Annotated in this window: 12 protein-coding genes; 5 read left to right on the top strand and 7 right to left on the bottom strand. The window is 52.7% G+C overall.

The window, feature by feature from the left end:
* Positions 1-25: 25 nt before the first annotated feature.
* A complete protein-coding gene (locus A8710_RS07510; RefSeq protein ID WP_068859324.1) occupies positions 26-1,690 on the bottom strand; it encodes an OmpP1/FadL family transporter in 1,665 nt (554 codons plus the stop codon).
* Between the two features lie 148 nt (positions 1,691-1,838).
* Entirely contained in the window at positions 1,839-3,440 is a 1,602-nt protein-coding gene (locus A8710_RS07505) for an isocitrate lyase (protein WP_068859322.1), read from the bottom strand.
* Positions 3,441-3,569: 129 nt separating this feature from the next.
* Here A8710_RS07505 and A8710_RS07500 point away from each other — a divergent pair, with 129 nt between their 5' ends.
* From A8710_RS07500 to A8710_RS07490, 3 genes are all read left to right on the top strand, one after another.
* Positions 3,570-4,574 (top strand): LysR family transcriptional regulator, encoded by a 1,005-nt coding sequence (locus A8710_RS07500; RefSeq protein ID WP_068860677.1) that lies wholly within the window; start codon positions 3,570-3,572, stop codon positions 4,572-4,574.
* A gap of 101 nt (positions 4,575-4,675) precedes the next feature.
* Positions 4,676-6,847 carry a malate synthase G gene (locus A8710_RS07495; protein WP_068859321.1) on the top strand — a complete coding sequence of 724 codons (2,172 nt, stop codon included), beginning with the start codon at positions 4,676-4,678 and terminating at the stop codon, positions 6,845-6,847.
* 79 nt (positions 6,848-6,926) lie between these two features.
* Complete coding sequence (locus tag A8710_RS07490) at positions 6,927-7,808, top strand: Dyp-type peroxidase (RefSeq protein WP_068859320.1); 882 nt, start codon at positions 6,927-6,929, stop codon at positions 7,806-7,808.
* A 48-nt stretch (positions 7,809-7,856) separates the two neighbouring features.
* On the opposite strand, the gene A8710_RS12525 is transcribed toward A8710_RS07490, so the two are convergent.
* A complete protein-coding gene (locus A8710_RS12525; protein ID WP_082968727.1) occupies positions 7,857-9,248 on the bottom strand; it encodes a fatty acid desaturase in 1,392 nt (463 codons plus the stop codon).
* A gap of 143 nt (positions 9,249-9,391) precedes the next feature.
* Between A8710_RS12525 and A8710_RS07480 the strand changes: the two genes are divergently transcribed.
* Entirely contained in the window at positions 9,392-10,333 is a 942-nt protein-coding gene (locus A8710_RS07480) for an AraC family transcriptional regulator (RefSeq protein ID WP_068859318.1), read from the top strand.
* A 90-nt stretch (positions 10,334-10,423) separates the two neighbouring features.
* The gene (locus A8710_RS07475) at positions 10,424-12,112 is read left to right on the top strand and encodes an AMP-binding protein (protein WP_068859316.1); all 1,689 of its coding nucleotides are present in this window, start codon (positions 10,424-10,426) and stop codon (positions 12,110-12,112) included.
* 103 nt (positions 12,113-12,215) lie between these two features.
* On the opposite strand, the gene infA is transcribed toward A8710_RS07475, so the two are convergent.
* The 4 genes from infA to trxB all read right to left on the bottom strand — a co-directional run bounded on the left by infA (position 12,216) and on the right by trxB (position 14,956).
* A complete protein-coding gene (gene infA / locus A8710_RS07470; protein ID WP_068859314.1) occupies positions 12,216-12,434 on the bottom strand; it encodes a translation initiation factor IF-1 in 219 nt (72 codons plus the stop codon).
* A gap of 99 nt (positions 12,435-12,533) precedes the next feature.
* Positions 12,534-13,238, bottom strand: a complete 705-nt coding sequence (locus A8710_RS07465) for an arginyltransferase (protein WP_068859312.1) — start codon at positions 13,236-13,238, stop codon at positions 12,534-12,536.
* Positions 13,225-13,962: a leucyl/phenylalanyl-tRNA--protein transferase gene (gene aat, locus A8710_RS07460; RefSeq protein ID WP_068859310.1), complete on the bottom strand. Its 738-nt coding sequence runs from the start codon at positions 13,960-13,962 to the stop codon at positions 13,225-13,227. Before aat ends, A8710_RS07465 begins: the two co-directional genes overlap by 14 nt.
* A gap of 40 nt (positions 13,963-14,002) precedes the next feature.
* Positions 14,003-14,956, bottom strand: coding sequence for a thioredoxin-disulfide reductase (trxB, locus tag A8710_RS07455; RefSeq protein WP_068859309.1), 954 nt, complete (start codon positions 14,954-14,956; stop codon positions 14,003-14,005).
* Between the last annotated feature and the right edge of the window lie 5 nt (positions 14,957-14,961).

The raw sequence follows: 14,961 nt of genomic DNA, 5'->3' as shown, positions 1-14,961 counted from the left end.
AAGCCGGCTTTTTAACTTAGACAGATTAGAACTTTTGGTTCATCTGAAGGCTAAGCGTTTGAATCGAAGTATCGTAGAAGCGGCCGGTAAATTTACCGCCGTTACCGGTACAGGTCTCACCCGCTGGATCATAGTTACCGTCTTCATCATCACGCGTCAGCGTTCTGCAGCGGTCGGTGTAGTTTGATTCGGAGTCAGCGAGGAAGGTCACGCTATAGGCTGCATCAACGGTTAAATTCTTTTTAAGCTTATAGTTGGCACCCACCGAGAACATGTAGCGGTCGCTGTCTGGCGCGCCAGGGTGTCTAAATTCGGCAGAAGGCACGGGTGTCATATCATATTGAAAGCCGGACTTTAGTGTCAGCTTATCGTCGTGGTGGTAGTTGCCGCCGACCGAAACCTTGAATGAGTCTCTCCAGTTCGTGTCAATACCGGCATCACCTTGTTTAATAACAGAGCCATCACTCTTTTTAACATCGAGTAATTGAACACGGATTTTATCGACGGCAGAGGTTTCAATAAACGTAAAGTCAGCCATTAAGTCGATTTTATCATTGAGCTGATGGAAGACGTTCGCGGACGCTCTGGCTGGAATAATTAAATTACCCTTGGTCGTGGTATCTGGTCTTAGGTTTTCACGAAGATAGTCTTCCAAGCTCAGGCCCGGTTGCAAAAGATTATAGACCGCCGAGCCTCTAATATTTTCAATATCCCACTTTAGGTCGCCACGGAACTTAACTTTACTTTCAGAGCGATACGCCAGACCAAATCGAGTTTTCTCGTTTACAGAGAACATATAGCCTAGGTTATATCCTAAGCCATAACCGTACATTTCAACCTGAGCAGAACCAGAGCTGGATGGGTCAGCAAGCTGCCCGCCAAGAGTATCTTGAATGAAAGTGCGACATAACGGATTAGTCAATAAACTCAGTGTGCTGCCCAAGGAGCCAGCGCAGGCCGTATTAAATGCTGTGCCTAATACGCCGCCTGTTGGTAAACCCAGTAAATTTAATGTGCCAGACTCAAGGGCACTCCGGAGTAAGTAGGGCGATACCCCTTCCACGTCAATTTGGGTTTTTTGACGAATATGGCCAGCAATTACACTGACGCCAAAGCCTAGGCTGTGCTTGTCATCAAAGCGGATACCAATTGAGGGATTCACATTGATCAGCTCAATGGCAATGCTGTCAATTTGGTAAGCACCCGTCCAATCAGATTTATAATTCAAGTTGCCGCCACCGGGGGCAAATACACCCAGACCGGCCGTGACCATGTCATCAATTGGCAACGAAATAAAGGCGCCACCTGCCCCCAAGACGCGAGGCCAGAAGGTGCCTGGCTCGCCGCTCGCTTTAGGATCGCCAGCTAGTGAGTTGCCTTCATCCGACTTTTTATCGGTTGCCGCGCCATGACGAGATTCATTTTGATCCGCTTCGACCTTACCGTTAATAAATAAGGCTGAAAATCCTTGGGAGATTTGTAGGCCGCCCTTCATTCGCGCTAGGCCCGCAGGGTTGTAATACAGCACGGAAGGATCGTTAGCTTCTGCACCGTTGGCATTCGAAGTGCCTTGGTGGGACGCTGTAATGGTAGGCAAATCTAAGCCGCCTGCCATGCTCGTGGAAGCAGCTAAGGACAGCATGGAGAAGGTGAGGGCACGGAGAATGAAAAGAGGGCGTTGCGATACCATGGAGTATCCTCGTTATTCTTATTTTTCGATGTGCTGAGTTTCCTACAGACTAGTCATTCACAGCAAGACTGAAATGACGATATTACAAATTTATTCCATAAAAAAACCCACACCGAAGCGTGGGTTTTTTTGAGCCTGTTGGGTGGGATTAGCCGCCGAACTGGTTCATGGTGTTTTTCGATGCATCGCCTGCTTTCAGGGCGTTGTCACCGGCAAACATTTCTTTGTGGTCATCACCGATGTCCGAACCGGCCATGGCTTGGTGCTTAACGCAAGCAATACCTTCACGGATTTCTTTACGTTGTACGCCACCAACATAAGCCAACATGCCTTGGTCGCCGAAGTAGCCCTTGGCCAATTCGTGAGTCGACAGCGCGGCTGTGTGGTAGGTTGGCAGCGTGATCAGGTGATGGAATACGCCGGCTTCACGGGCTGCGTCAGCCTGGAAAGTGCGGATCATTTCATCAGCGATGTTCGACAGTTCAGTGTTGTCGTAGTCAACGCTCATCAGCTTGGCGCGATCGTAAGCCGATACGTCCTTACCTTCAGCCTTCAGACGGTCAAATGCCTGTTGACGGAAGTTCAGCGTCCAGTTGAACGATGGGCTGTTGTTGTAGACCAGCTTGGCGTTCGGGACGATTTCCTTCACACGGTTGACCATGTGAGCGATTTCGGCAACATTTGGCGTTGGCGTTTCGATCCAGAGCATGTCAGCGCCGTTCTGCAGGGAAGTAACGCAGTCGAGCACAACGCGGTCGATTTGCGTGCCTTCGCGGAACTGGTACAAGCCGGAAGCCAGACGAGTTGGGCGGTGCAGTTTACCATCGCGCTTGATCAGAATTTCGTCATCGGCTGCTTCGGAAATGTCGATTTCCTTGGTGTCGAGGTAGCTAATGTACTGTGATGCCAGATCGCCTTTCTGCTTGGATACAGGGATCTTCTGGGTCAGGTCGGCACCTTCGGAGTCGGTACGAGCGACGATGACACCTTCGTCAATGCCGAGTTCCAGGAAGGCCAGACGAACGGCGTTGATCTTGGCCAGGAAGTCTTCGTGCGGAACGGTGACCTTGCCAGCCTGGTGGCCGCACTGCTTGGCATCCGACACCTGGTTTTCGATCTGGATGGCACAGGCGCCAGCTTCGATCATCTTCTTGGTCAGCAGGTAAGTGGCTTCTTCGTTACCGAAACCGGCATCGATGTCGGCAATGATAGGCACAACGTGCGTTTCGAAGCCGTTGATCTTAGCTTCGATTTCAGCGGCCTTAGCGCTGTCACCCGCGTCTTCTGCCTTCTGCAGAGCACGGAACAGGTCGTTCAGTTCGCGGGCATCGGCCTGACGTAAGAAGGTGTAGATTTCTTCGATCAGTGCAGGTACCGACGTCTTTTCGTGCATGGACTGGTCGGGCAGTGGGCCGAAGTCCGAGCGCAGAGCAGCAACCATCCAACCCGACAGGTAGATGTACTTCTTCGAGGTGGTGCCGAAGTACTTCTTGTTGGCAATCATCTTCTGCTGAGCGATGAAACCGTGCCAGCAACCCAGGGACTGAGTGTACTTGCTGGAATCGGCATCGTACTCGGCCATGTCTTTACGCATGATGGAGGCGGTGTATGCGGCGATGTCCAGGCCCGTGCGGAAGCGGTTCTGCACGATCATGCGAGCAGCGTCTTCTGGGTGAATGGCACCCCAGGTGCCACCGAGCTTAGCCTTAACGGCGCGAACGTGTTCCAACGCAGACTTATATGTAGTCATGACGATTTCCTGTTCAGGGTTAAATGGTGCCAGCACACTCGAAAGCAGGTATTGGCAGAAAGCTCGCGCAGTCTACGATCTGTGGCATAATTTTCAAAATATATAACCATGATTGTCGGTATTCATTCTATGAATCTTGAGAGGGTCGATCTCAACTTACTGGTCTACTTAGATGTGCTGCTGCGGGAGCAGAGTGTTACGCGCGCGGCCGCACAGCTGGGTATTACTCAGCCGGCAATGTCTAATGGTCTCAAGCGCTTACGTGAACTCTTCAACGATCCGTTGATGATACGCTCAAGCACGGGCATGGCGCCTACCGAGCGAGCACTGGAGCTGGCGCCATTGGTCAGGCAGGCCTTATCTGCCGTGACTGAAATTATGGAACCGAAACAAGAATTCCGACCACTAACCTCAAAACGCGTGTTTCGCATTATGACCTCGGACTATGCCGAGGCCACGCTCATGCCGGCACTCGTGAAAGCGTTACGCTCCGAAGCGCCGGATGTGGTGCTCGACTTTCTCACACCATCCGATGTGAGCATTCAAGACATTGAGCAAGGGAAGATAGACCTTGCCATTAACCGGTTTAACGAGATTCCACAGTCATTTCATCAGGTTACGCTGTGGTCAGATAGCTTTTCTTGCCTCTTAAACCGAAGTAATCCTGCGGCTGTGCGCTTCAATTTGAAGAGCTATCTTGAGTCTCAGCATATTTGGGTTTCTAAGACCGGCATGGGCATTGGCTTTGGCATGAACCCTGATCGCGGCGGTATGGGGCAAATTGATGCAGCGCTAGAGCGTATCGGTCAGCGTCGACGTATCACTATTTACACGCGGCACTATCAAATGCCGGCCTTGGTGGCTCATAAAGCGGATTTAATTGCCACGTTACCCACGCGTATTGCACGCTTGCAAAGCGATCACCCTCAACTGGTGGTGAAAGAACCGCCATTTTTTATTCCGGAATTCGAATTAAAGATGGCATGGGGCGCGTTGTTGCATCACAGCCCTGCGCATCGCTGGCTACGGCAGTTGATTTTGTATGTGGCACGGCAGATTACGGAGCAGGAAAAGCGTGATGAAGAAAAGGCCAATTGGGTGCCTAGGCGACGTACACGCATTGATCGGGAATGACCGGCGTTAAAGTTTTCGCTAGACTATCGCCACTTTTTGCATCCCCCTACGTCAGCCAATGGTTGACGCAACCCTTTTACGCATCAACGAGGCAAATGCACATGACTGAGCAGCGCATTCAACACGGCGATTTGGCTATCGCTAAATCGCTTTTTGATCTGGTTAACAACGACGTGGCCCCAGGCACAGGTGTAGAGCCTAAGCATTTCTGGGATCAGTTCGAGCAGATCATGGCTGATCTCATGCCGAAGAACCAAGCTCTGTTGGCTAAGCGTGATGCGATTCAGGCCAAAATTGATGCCTGGCATCAAGCTAATCGCAATGCCGATTTTTCAGCCTACAAGACTTTCTTGACGGATATTGGCTACTTAGTTCCGGAAGGGGCTGATTTCGCCGTAAGCCCTGACAATGTGGATGATGAAATTGCCACGATTGCAGGGCCTCAGCTCGTTGTGCCAGTCAAAAACGCTCGCTATGCCCTGAACGCGGCGAATGCACGTTGGGGCTCGTTGTATGACGCCCTTTACGGTACCGATGCTATTTCGGAAGAAGGCGGCGCAGAAAAGGGCAAGGGCTACAACCCGGTGCGCGGAAACAAGGTCATTGCTTTCGCCCGTAATTTCTTGGACCAATCGGCGCCATTGGCGTCTGGATCGCACGTAGACAGCACTGCCTATGCCATCGTAGGCGGCCAGCTTCAGGTCACCTTGAGCTCGGGCGCAACGGTTGCGTTGGCTCAACCAGCAAAGTTCGTGGGTTACACGGGCGACATCGCCAGCCCAACAAGCATTTTGTTAAAAAACAACAATTTGCATGCCGAAATTCAGTTTGATCGTGAGCACCCAATTGGCAAGACGGATGCGGCTGGCATCAAAGATGTGAACTTAGAGTCTGCCATTACCGCCATTCAAGATTGTGAAGACTCGGTCGCGGCCGTAGATGCCGAAGACAAAGTCGAGGTTTACGGCAATTGGCTGGGCCTCATGAAGGGCACGCTGGCTGAGTCCTTTGAAAAGAGCGGCAAGACCTTAACGCGTACGCTCAATGGCGACCGCACGTTCAAGGCGCCTAACGGCGGTGAGTTCACGCTCCACGGCCGTGCGCTGCTGTTGGTGCGGAATGTGGGTCATCTCATGACTAACCCGGCCGTTTTGTACAAGGGCCAGGAAGTACCCGAAGGCATCATGGATTGCCTGGTGACGGTTCTGGCGGCCAAGCACGACCTGCTTAAGGCCAATAAGTTGTCCAACTCGCGTGCGGGATCGGTCTACATTGTTAAACCGAAAATGCACGGTCCAGAAGAAGTGGCTTTTGCTAACGAGATCTTTGGTCGCGTGGAAGATGCACTGGGTCTGGCCCGCAACACGTTGAAAATGGGCATCATGGACGAAGAACGTCGTACCACGGTGAACCTGAAAGAGTGCATCCGTGCGGCTAAAGAGCGTGTGATCTTCATCAATACCGGCTTCCTCGACCGTACCGGCGATGAAATGCACACCTCGATGGAAGCTGGCGCGATGGTTCGCAAGGCCGACATGAAGACATCCAAGTGGATCGCCGCTTACGAGAACTGGAACGTCGATATTGGCCTGGCCTGTGGTCTGCAAGGCAAAGCTCAGATTGGTAAGGGCATGTGGGCAATGCCGGACTTAATGAAGGCTATGTTGGAGCAGAAAATTGCTCATCCCAAGGCTGGTGCTAACACCGCTTGGGTGCCGTCGCCGACAGGCGCAACACTGCACGCCACGCACTACCACCAGGTCTTGGTGCAGGACATTCAGGATCAGCTGAAGTCGCGTCCACGCGCTTCGCTGGACGACATCCTGACCTATCCCGTCGCGGCTAATCCGAGCTGGACAGCGGAAGAGATCAAAAATGAGCTCGATAACAACTGCCAGGGCATCCTCGGTTATGTTGTGCGCTGGATCGACCAAGGCGTGGGCTGCTCTAAGGTGCCAGACATCAACAATATTGGCCTCATGGAAGACCGTGCAACGCTGCGTATCTCCAGCCAGCACGTGGCTAATTGGCTGCGTCACGGCATTTGTACGAAAGCCCAGGTCGTTGAGGCCATGCAGCGCATGGCTGCGGTTGTGGATGCGCAAAATGCCACTGATCCGCTCTACACCCCCATGGCACCTAACTTTGATGACAGCGTGGCCTACCAAGCTGCAGCTGAACTGGTCTTTGAGGGTTGTGCACAGCCTAACGGCTACACAGAGCCTGTGCTGCATCGTCGCCGCCGCGAATTGAAGGCTAAGCTCGCGGGTTAATGCTATTGATGCACTAAAAAAGCCGCCAGCCTAGCCTTAGGTCTGGCGGCTTTTTTATGTTTAAAACCAAGGAGATACTGTGCAATTCATTCAGAAAGGCATACTTCAAGAGGTCCCCAACCACGGTATCTATGTGAGCTACCTGCTGTCGGAGGCAGGGGCCGCTACAGAGGCCTTGCGCGCAATTCAGAACTTCGCAGATGGTGAAAGCTGTGTTGTCGGGCTAGGGGCTTCGCTGGTGGCCGCACTCGGTCATTCGGTGCCGGGCTTACGGGAGGGGTTTTCAATGCCCCATGCGCTGGTTCCGCTCCCTCAACAGCCCATAGCGCTTTGGCTGTGGTTACGCGGTGATGACCGTGGTGCCTTGCTGCTCGCAGAACGAGTCTGGACGCTGCGCCTTAAACCGGCCTTTCAGCGCCATCAGCGCATAGAAGCTTTTCGATTTGATGATGGCCGCGACTTAACCGGCTACAAAGATGGCACAGAGAATCCAGAGGGCGATCTGGCTCTGGCAGCCGCCTGTGTAGATGCTGCAACACCTGATTTAGCGGGTTCCAGTTTTGCCGCTATTCAGCAATGGCAGCATCAGTTCGATAGTTTTGAAGCGATGACCAGTGAAGCCCAAGATCACGCCATGGGTCGCAGGCGCAGCGATAATGAAGAGTTAGAAGAAGCGCCAGAGTCTGCACATGTGAAACGAACTGCGCAGGAGGATTTCGAGCCCGAGGCATTTGTGCTCAGACGTTCCATGCCGTGGTCGGCTGGCAGTCAGGCTGGATTAATGTTTGTCGCCTTCGGCCATTCGTTTGATGCGTTTGAAGCGCAACTGACGCGAATGTCGGGCGCTGAGGACGGCATCATCGATGCCTTGTTTGGCTTTAGTCAGCCGCTTAACACGCACTATGTGTGGTGCCCTGCGATGCTCAATGAGCGTCTGGATCTGCGGATTTTGGGTCTTTAAGCGGGGAGGTCCCGTGCTTGTCAGCCACGGGACTTTATCTCTACTGCGTTACTGATTTAGCGCAACAAAGTCGACTTTTTCTCGAACGGCACAGTCAGGGCAGGGCCAGCTATCGGGAATCTTGCTCCACAAGGTACCCGCAGGGAAGCCTTCCTTAGGGCAGCCCGTGCGTTCATCGTAGATGTAGCCGCAATCGGAACATTGAAAGCGAGCATGGCCATCGGTAGTCATATTGGACGGAGCACCTTCAGGAATTGGTGCCATTTCCGCACGATTCTCCAACTGCGCGCGGTTCAGCGCCGAGTTCAGTATTTGCTCGCGCTTGGCGGGCAAAATATTCGCTTTGCTCAGATCGCCCTTGTAGTGCTTGGCCACCAGCGGGTCCATCTGACGGAACCAGAGTGCCGGAATGTACGCCGGGATTAGCATGGATGCGTAGCCAGACGGCAGCTGCGGGCTTTCTTCAAAGTGGCGCAGTGCTTGGAAGCTACGTGTGGGGTGGGCATGGTGATCGCTATGGCGCTGTAGCTGGTACAGCACGAGATTGGTAATGATGTGGTTGCTGTTCCAAGAATGCTCAGGCATGCAGCGCACAAAGCGGCCATCCGGACCTTTTTGACGCAGCAAACCATAGTGCTCAATGTAATTGATCACTTCCAGCAGGGACGCACCATAGAAAGCTTGTAACAGTAAGAACGGCAGTGCTGCCCATCCCAAGATAGCGGTAAGCAGACCGAAGAAAACCACCGTCATAGCCCAGGCCTGCAGGTTGTCGTTATCTAAAGACCATGTTTTTTTGCCCAAGCGTCCAAGGCGCTCACCTTCAATTTTCCACGCTGAAAGGACGCTGCCAATCATCGTGCGGGGTAGAAATTGCCAGAAAGTTTCGCCCATCTTGGAGCTAGCAGGATCTTCAGGGGTCGCCACATTTTTATGATGGCCGCGAACATGCTCGGCATAAAAATGGCCATACGCCACAGGTGCTAAGGTGACCTTCGCCATCCAGCGACCCATTTCGTCACGCTTATGCGACAACTCATGCGCCGTGTTAATGGCAATGCCGTTGATGGCACCGACAGACAATATGAGGCCGATGTATTCAAACAGGCTCAAATCATGATTTACCGCGATCCATGCCCCCCAAATTGTTAAGATGAATTGAGACGGGATGTAGGCATAGACCACGAATCGGTAGTAGCTATCTGATTCAAGGTGCGCCACGGCTGATTCAGGCGGGTTACTGGCGTCCGAGCCAATGATGCGATCCATCAGGGGAATCAGGCCGTAGACCAAAATTGGGCCGCCCCAGAGCGCTAAACTGATACCGGTAAATTCATAAAGCCCCAAAATTAACAGCCCGAAAACGGGCAGCATGGGGCTTAACAGCCAAAGATAGCGTTTGCTATCCACCCAAGGCGTATTGAGCGTCGTTGTGGTCATGTGGGTCTCTCCTGACATCATGGTTATTTCAACAACGGGCAGAATCCGTTGTTTTTCCAGTGACCGTATCATTGTTCAATGTTAAGGTTGCTGTCTGGCACAAAAAGCCATGATTTTCTATTGAAACGCCGGAATAAGACGAAATGCAGGACTTTCTCAGCATTATTTTTGACGATTTACACCTGACCGATGCGGAGTATTTCTTTGTTTCGGCGTCGGATGCCTGGGCGTTTGGTGTGAATTTACCCAATCGTTCAATTTTCCACGCCGTCTTGCAAGGGGAGGCTATTGTTGCTGTAGGCGATGAACGGTTTCACTTGTGTGCTGGCGACTTGCTTATCGTGCCGACGGGCTCGGCCCATAGCCTTCATGCGTTAGGCGGCATGGAAAACACGCAAGTAGACATTAGTGAGCAATTTGGTCGATCGCGTGAAACGCCCATTTGTTTGGGGCAGGGTGATTTGTCCGCGTTTATTTTGACAGCCGGCTGCCGTTTTGATGCTGAGCTGGGTCAACCACTCATGTCGGCTTTGCCATCAGCAATCCCGATTCTGGGGGTGCAAAAAAGTACGCCGGAGTGGTTACGCATTGGTATTGAGTTTCTCTTGCAAGAAACCCGGGAACGTCGGCCCGGCCATCAAAGCATTCTCAATAGGCTTGGAGATATTTGGTTCGTCGAGGTGCTGCGGACCTATATTGAGAGCTTGCCTGAGGGCAATGACTCTTGGCTGCGTGCGCTTAAAGATCCTGCCTTAGCGTTAGTTCTGAGTGCGATTCACAAATTTCCAGGGCGACCTTGGACGGTGCCTGCCTTAGCTCAGATGGCCTGCTTATCGCGTTCTGCGTTCGCGGATCGTTTTCAAAAAATTATGGGCAAGCCACCACTCACCTATGTTAGTGAGCACCGTATGCGTGTCGCTGCTTGGCAATTGCGACATACGGGGCAGCCGATTTGTCACATTGGAGATGCCGTAGGGTATGCCTCAGAAACGGCTTTTGGGCAGGCATTCAAACGCAGTTATGGCTTGGCCCCCAGTCGATATCGTGAACAAATGCGCCAACTTGCTGCGTGTAATGGTGATTAGCGCTCGCCATACGCACAAGAGTTTTGGTATAAGAAAGCACTGCTTGACGCATCAGTCAGCTTCATAAAACAACGAAAAGGTAGCCCTCTGATGAGCCGATATGCCTCTAGATCCACATTAGTCCATTGCTTCATGTTATGGGCGGAAACCAGTCCTAACACCGTCTATATGACGCAACCCTTGGATGGCGGAAAAACCCTTGAAATTACCTGGGGTGAAGCTGCTAATCAGGTGACTCGCGTTGCCAACTATCTAAAGTCGCTGAACTTACCCGCACACAGCAGCATTGGACTGTTGGGCCGTAACAGTGCCCATTGGATTCTGGCGGACTTGGCTGTTTGGATGGCTGGTCATGTCACCGTCCCCCTGTATCCGACGCTGAATGCTGAATCTGCCGAATATATTTTGGAGCACTCAGAGTGCAAGCTGCTGTTCTTGGGCAAGCTCGATGGCAAGGCGGATGGTTGGAATGAGATCAAAACCATTTTGCCAGAGAACCTACCGCTGATTAGCCTGCCGTTGTCGCCACGCAGTGACGTAACGCAGTGGACAGACTTGGTCGCCCAATATGAGCCGCTGGCAGAAGTGACCCTGCCAGACACCAGCGCCATGGCCACGATTGTGTACACATCGGGCAGTACTGGCCGTCCCAAGGGCGTAATGCACAGCTTCGGCACCATGTGTTCCGTCGCTAATGGTCTGCGCGACACCTATAAAGTGAACCGCGACGACCGTATGCTTTCCTATTTGCCCTTAGCCCATGTGGCCGAGCGTGCGGTAGTTGAAACGGCGTCTTTGTATTTCGGTTTTAAAGTTTACTTTGCCGACAGTCTGGCGACGTTCCAGCAAGATTTGCAACGCGCTCAGCCCACCATTTTCTTCTCGGTACCTCGCTTGTGGACCAAGTTCTATCTCGCGATTAACGAGAAACTGCCGCCGTCCAAGCAGCGTATTCTGTTTAATATCCCCATTCTCTCGGGTGTGATTAAGCGCAAAATTCTGACCCAGCTTGGCTTAGACAAAGTGCGTTTGGCGATTACTGCTTCGGCTCCATTGCCGCCCAATATCCTGCAGTGGTACCGCAATATCGGCCTAGAGCTGCTTGATGTTTACGGCATGACCGAGAACTACGGTTACTCGCACGGCTCACGTCCTGGCGAAGTCCGTGTGGGTTATGTGGGACACACCAATCCTGGCGTTGAGCACCGCATTGCCGATACCGGTGAAGTGCAAGTGAAGAGCCCGGGTCAAATGATGGGCTACTACAAAGCGCCGGATAAAACGGCCGAAGACATGACGGATGATGGCTATCTGAAGACAGGTGATCGTGGCGAGATTGATGAGCAGGGTCGTCTGCGCATTACTGGCCGTGTCAAAGAGTTGTTCAAAACCTCAAAAGGCAAGTACGTCGCTCCGGTGCCGATTGAGCAAAAGCTCAATGTGCATCCGAAGGTAGAAGTTATTTGTGTCACGGGCCCAACTCAGCCGCAACCCTTTGCTCTGTTTATGTTGTCTTTAGATGCCAGTGCCGAATTGGCCGATGGCCGCTTGGATAAAAACACCTTAAGCAGTGAGTTTGAGGCGCTGTTGAAGACCGTGAATGCCACGCTCGAAGACCACGAACAGTTGGATTATGTTGTCGTGGTGAAAGATCAGTGGACCATGGAGAATGGCTTCTTAACGCCGACCATGAAAATCAAACGCAATGTGGTTGAAGAGCGTTACTTGCCGCATGCCGACGAGTGGGTCGCTATGCGTAAGCGGGTTATCTGGGAGTAATCTCGGATAACCCTAACGGGACGCAAATAAAAAGGGCCGATAATTCGGCCCTTTTTATTGGTTGGTTGGTCTCGTTTTTAAATCACGAGAGCAACGACGAAGCTTAGCGCACGCGGTAAGTGATACGACCTTTGCTTAGGTCATACGGCGTCATTTCAACCTTCACCTGGTCACCCGTGAGGATGCGGATGTAATGCTTGCGCATTTTTCCGGAAATGTGAGCGATCACGACATGACCATTTTCCAGCTTCACGCGAAACATGGTGTTCGGCAGGGTGTCAACGACGACACCATCAAACTCAATCTGTTCTTCTTTCGACATGCAGCAAAGGCCTCGGCGGCAAATAATCAGTAGAGCAGGCAGTAAGCCCGCAAAGCCGGCGCATTGTGCCCGAAAAGCATCGCGCTGGCAAAGCCTGCTTTAACGAGCAAGCAACCACTCACCCTCAATTAATAACTCTAATGGCCGAAATTGAGTTTTGTAGCGCATGCGATCCGCTTGTCTGACCCAATAGCCTAAATACAAATAGGGCAGGTTGCGTCGTTGTGCTTCCTTAATCTGCCACAGAATAGCGAAGGTACCTAAGCTGCGGTAAGTCTCTAAGGGGTCATAAAACGTATACACCGCCGATAAGCCGTGACTTAGCTCATCGGTCACCGCTAGCGCGAATAAACGCTCGCCACGGCGAAACTCTACAAAAATCGTATTGGCCCAATCGCAGGTAAGAAACTCTCGATACTGACGCGGCGTGGGAGGGTACATATCCCCATCCCGATGTCGTGCCGCGATATAGCGAGCGTAGAGCGCGTAATGTTCGTCATTCCATTCTGCTGCAACACAATGCACGCTCAAGTCTTGGTTACGCAACCACGCACGCTGTTGATTGCGCTTGGGCTGAAACGTTTGAACCGGAACGCGTACGGAAATACAGGCCTGACAGCCCTGGCATTGGGGCCGGTACACATAGTGACCGCTGCGACGGAAGCCCATGTCAGAGAGCTGACTGTAGGTGAAGGCCGTCATGTCGGCTTCTGGGTCGGCAAATAAGGTGATGGCTTCTCGGCCACTGATATAACTGCACACATGCGGCGAGGTGGTATAGAAGCGCAGTTCACTGGCAGACATGGCGGCTCACGGGAAAGTTTGCGCCAGCAAGTACCTGATTCGCGTCCTGCCAATCAAAGCTCGCTTGGTCGCGTACGCTGGTGAGGTGCTCTAGATAGCTTACGCGGGAAATCAAACGCGCGCCTAAGCTCATGAGGTGAGGATTTTCAAATTGGGCGTCGATGAGTTGCCAGCCCGCATGAACCCCGATTTGGGTGAGTGCCCAGTAAGCAATTTTGGACGCATCGGTTTTAGTGCTGAACATGGACTCACCACAAAATAGCGCACCCACTTCAACGCCATATAAGCCGCCCACTAACTCACCTTCAAACCAAACCTCGATACTGTGTGCATGGCCTTGGCGGTGGAGACTGGTATAGCTGTTGACGATATCGGGGCTAATCCAGGTGTCATCGGCATAGGCTCTTGGGGCCGCACAGGCCGTAATGACGGCCTCAAAGGCTTGATCCACAGTGATCATCCAGCCGGATTTATTCAGTGATTTTTTGAGGCTGCGGCTCGCACTGAATTGAGCGGGGTAAATGACACAGCGCGGATCTGGCGACCACCAGAGTATGGGGTCAGCCTCAGAGAACCAGGGGAAAATTCCCTGTCGGTAGGCGGCCAGCAGTCGCTTCGGTGACAAATCACCGCCTGCGGCTAGCAAGCCGTCTGGGTCATTCAGTGCTTGCAGTGGCGAGGGAAAGCTCAGGCTGGCGTCTAGCCAAGGAAGTTGAATCGCCATACCTGAGTTTCCACACTAGAGGTTAATCATGATCGCTGGCTTAGTGACTCTGAGCATCCAGATACTTCTCCGCATCCAATGCCGCCATACAGCCAGCACCTGCAGAGGTAATGGCTTGACGGTAGATGTGGTCAGCAATATCGCCTGCGGCAAAAACGCCTGGAATACTGGTGGCCGTGGCATTGCCTTCGCTACCGCTCTTAACCTTGAGGTAGCCGTTTTTCATGTCGAGTTGGCCAGCAAAGATGTCGGAGTTGGGCTTGTGGCCAATCGCGATGAAAATACCGGCCACCGGCACGGTCTGATCTGCGCCACCGGTGGTGGATGCCAGCAGTGCACCGGTCACACCGGAGTCATCGCCCAACACTTCTTTTAGGCTGTGATTCCAGATAATCGTGATTTTTCCGGCTTTCTCTTTCTCAAACAAATGATCTTGCAGGATCTTCTCGGACTTCAGTTTGTCGCGGCGATGCACCAGCGTGACGTGCTCAGCAATGTTGGACAGGTACAGCGCTTCTTCAACAGCCGTGTTGCCACCGCCCACGACCATGACGCGTTGGCCACGATAAAAAAAGCCGTCGCAGGTTGCGCAGGCGCTAATGCCGCGGCCCATAAACGCCGTTTCAGACTCGAGGCCCAGATACTGTGCCGAGGCGCCCGTCGCAATGATGAGGGCATCGCAGGTGTATTCCGCGCTGTCACCCGTGAGCACAAAGGGGCGTTGATCAAGTTTCACCGCATTGATGTGATCAAATACCACTTGTGTGCCAAAGCGTTCAGCATGCGCTTGCATACGCTCCATCAGCGCAGGGCCGGTAAGGCCGTGAGCATCGCCGGGCCAGTTGTCGACTTCAGTGGTGGTGGTGAGCTGACCGCCAGACTGCATGCCGGTGATGACCACCGGTTGCAAATTTGCACGCGCTGCGTAAACAGCTGCGGTGTATCCGGCAGGGCCGGAACCCAAAATAATCAGGCGATGATGTACGCTGGCCATGACAA

The sequence above is a fragment of the Perlucidibaca aquatica genome (assembly GCF_001676655.1).
GTDB lineage: Bacteria > Pseudomonadota > Gammaproteobacteria > Pseudomonadales > Moraxellaceae > Perlucidibaca > Perlucidibaca aquatica.
Note: the sequence above shows the minus strand (reverse complement) of the source record. Positions and strands in the feature narration are given on the sequence as shown.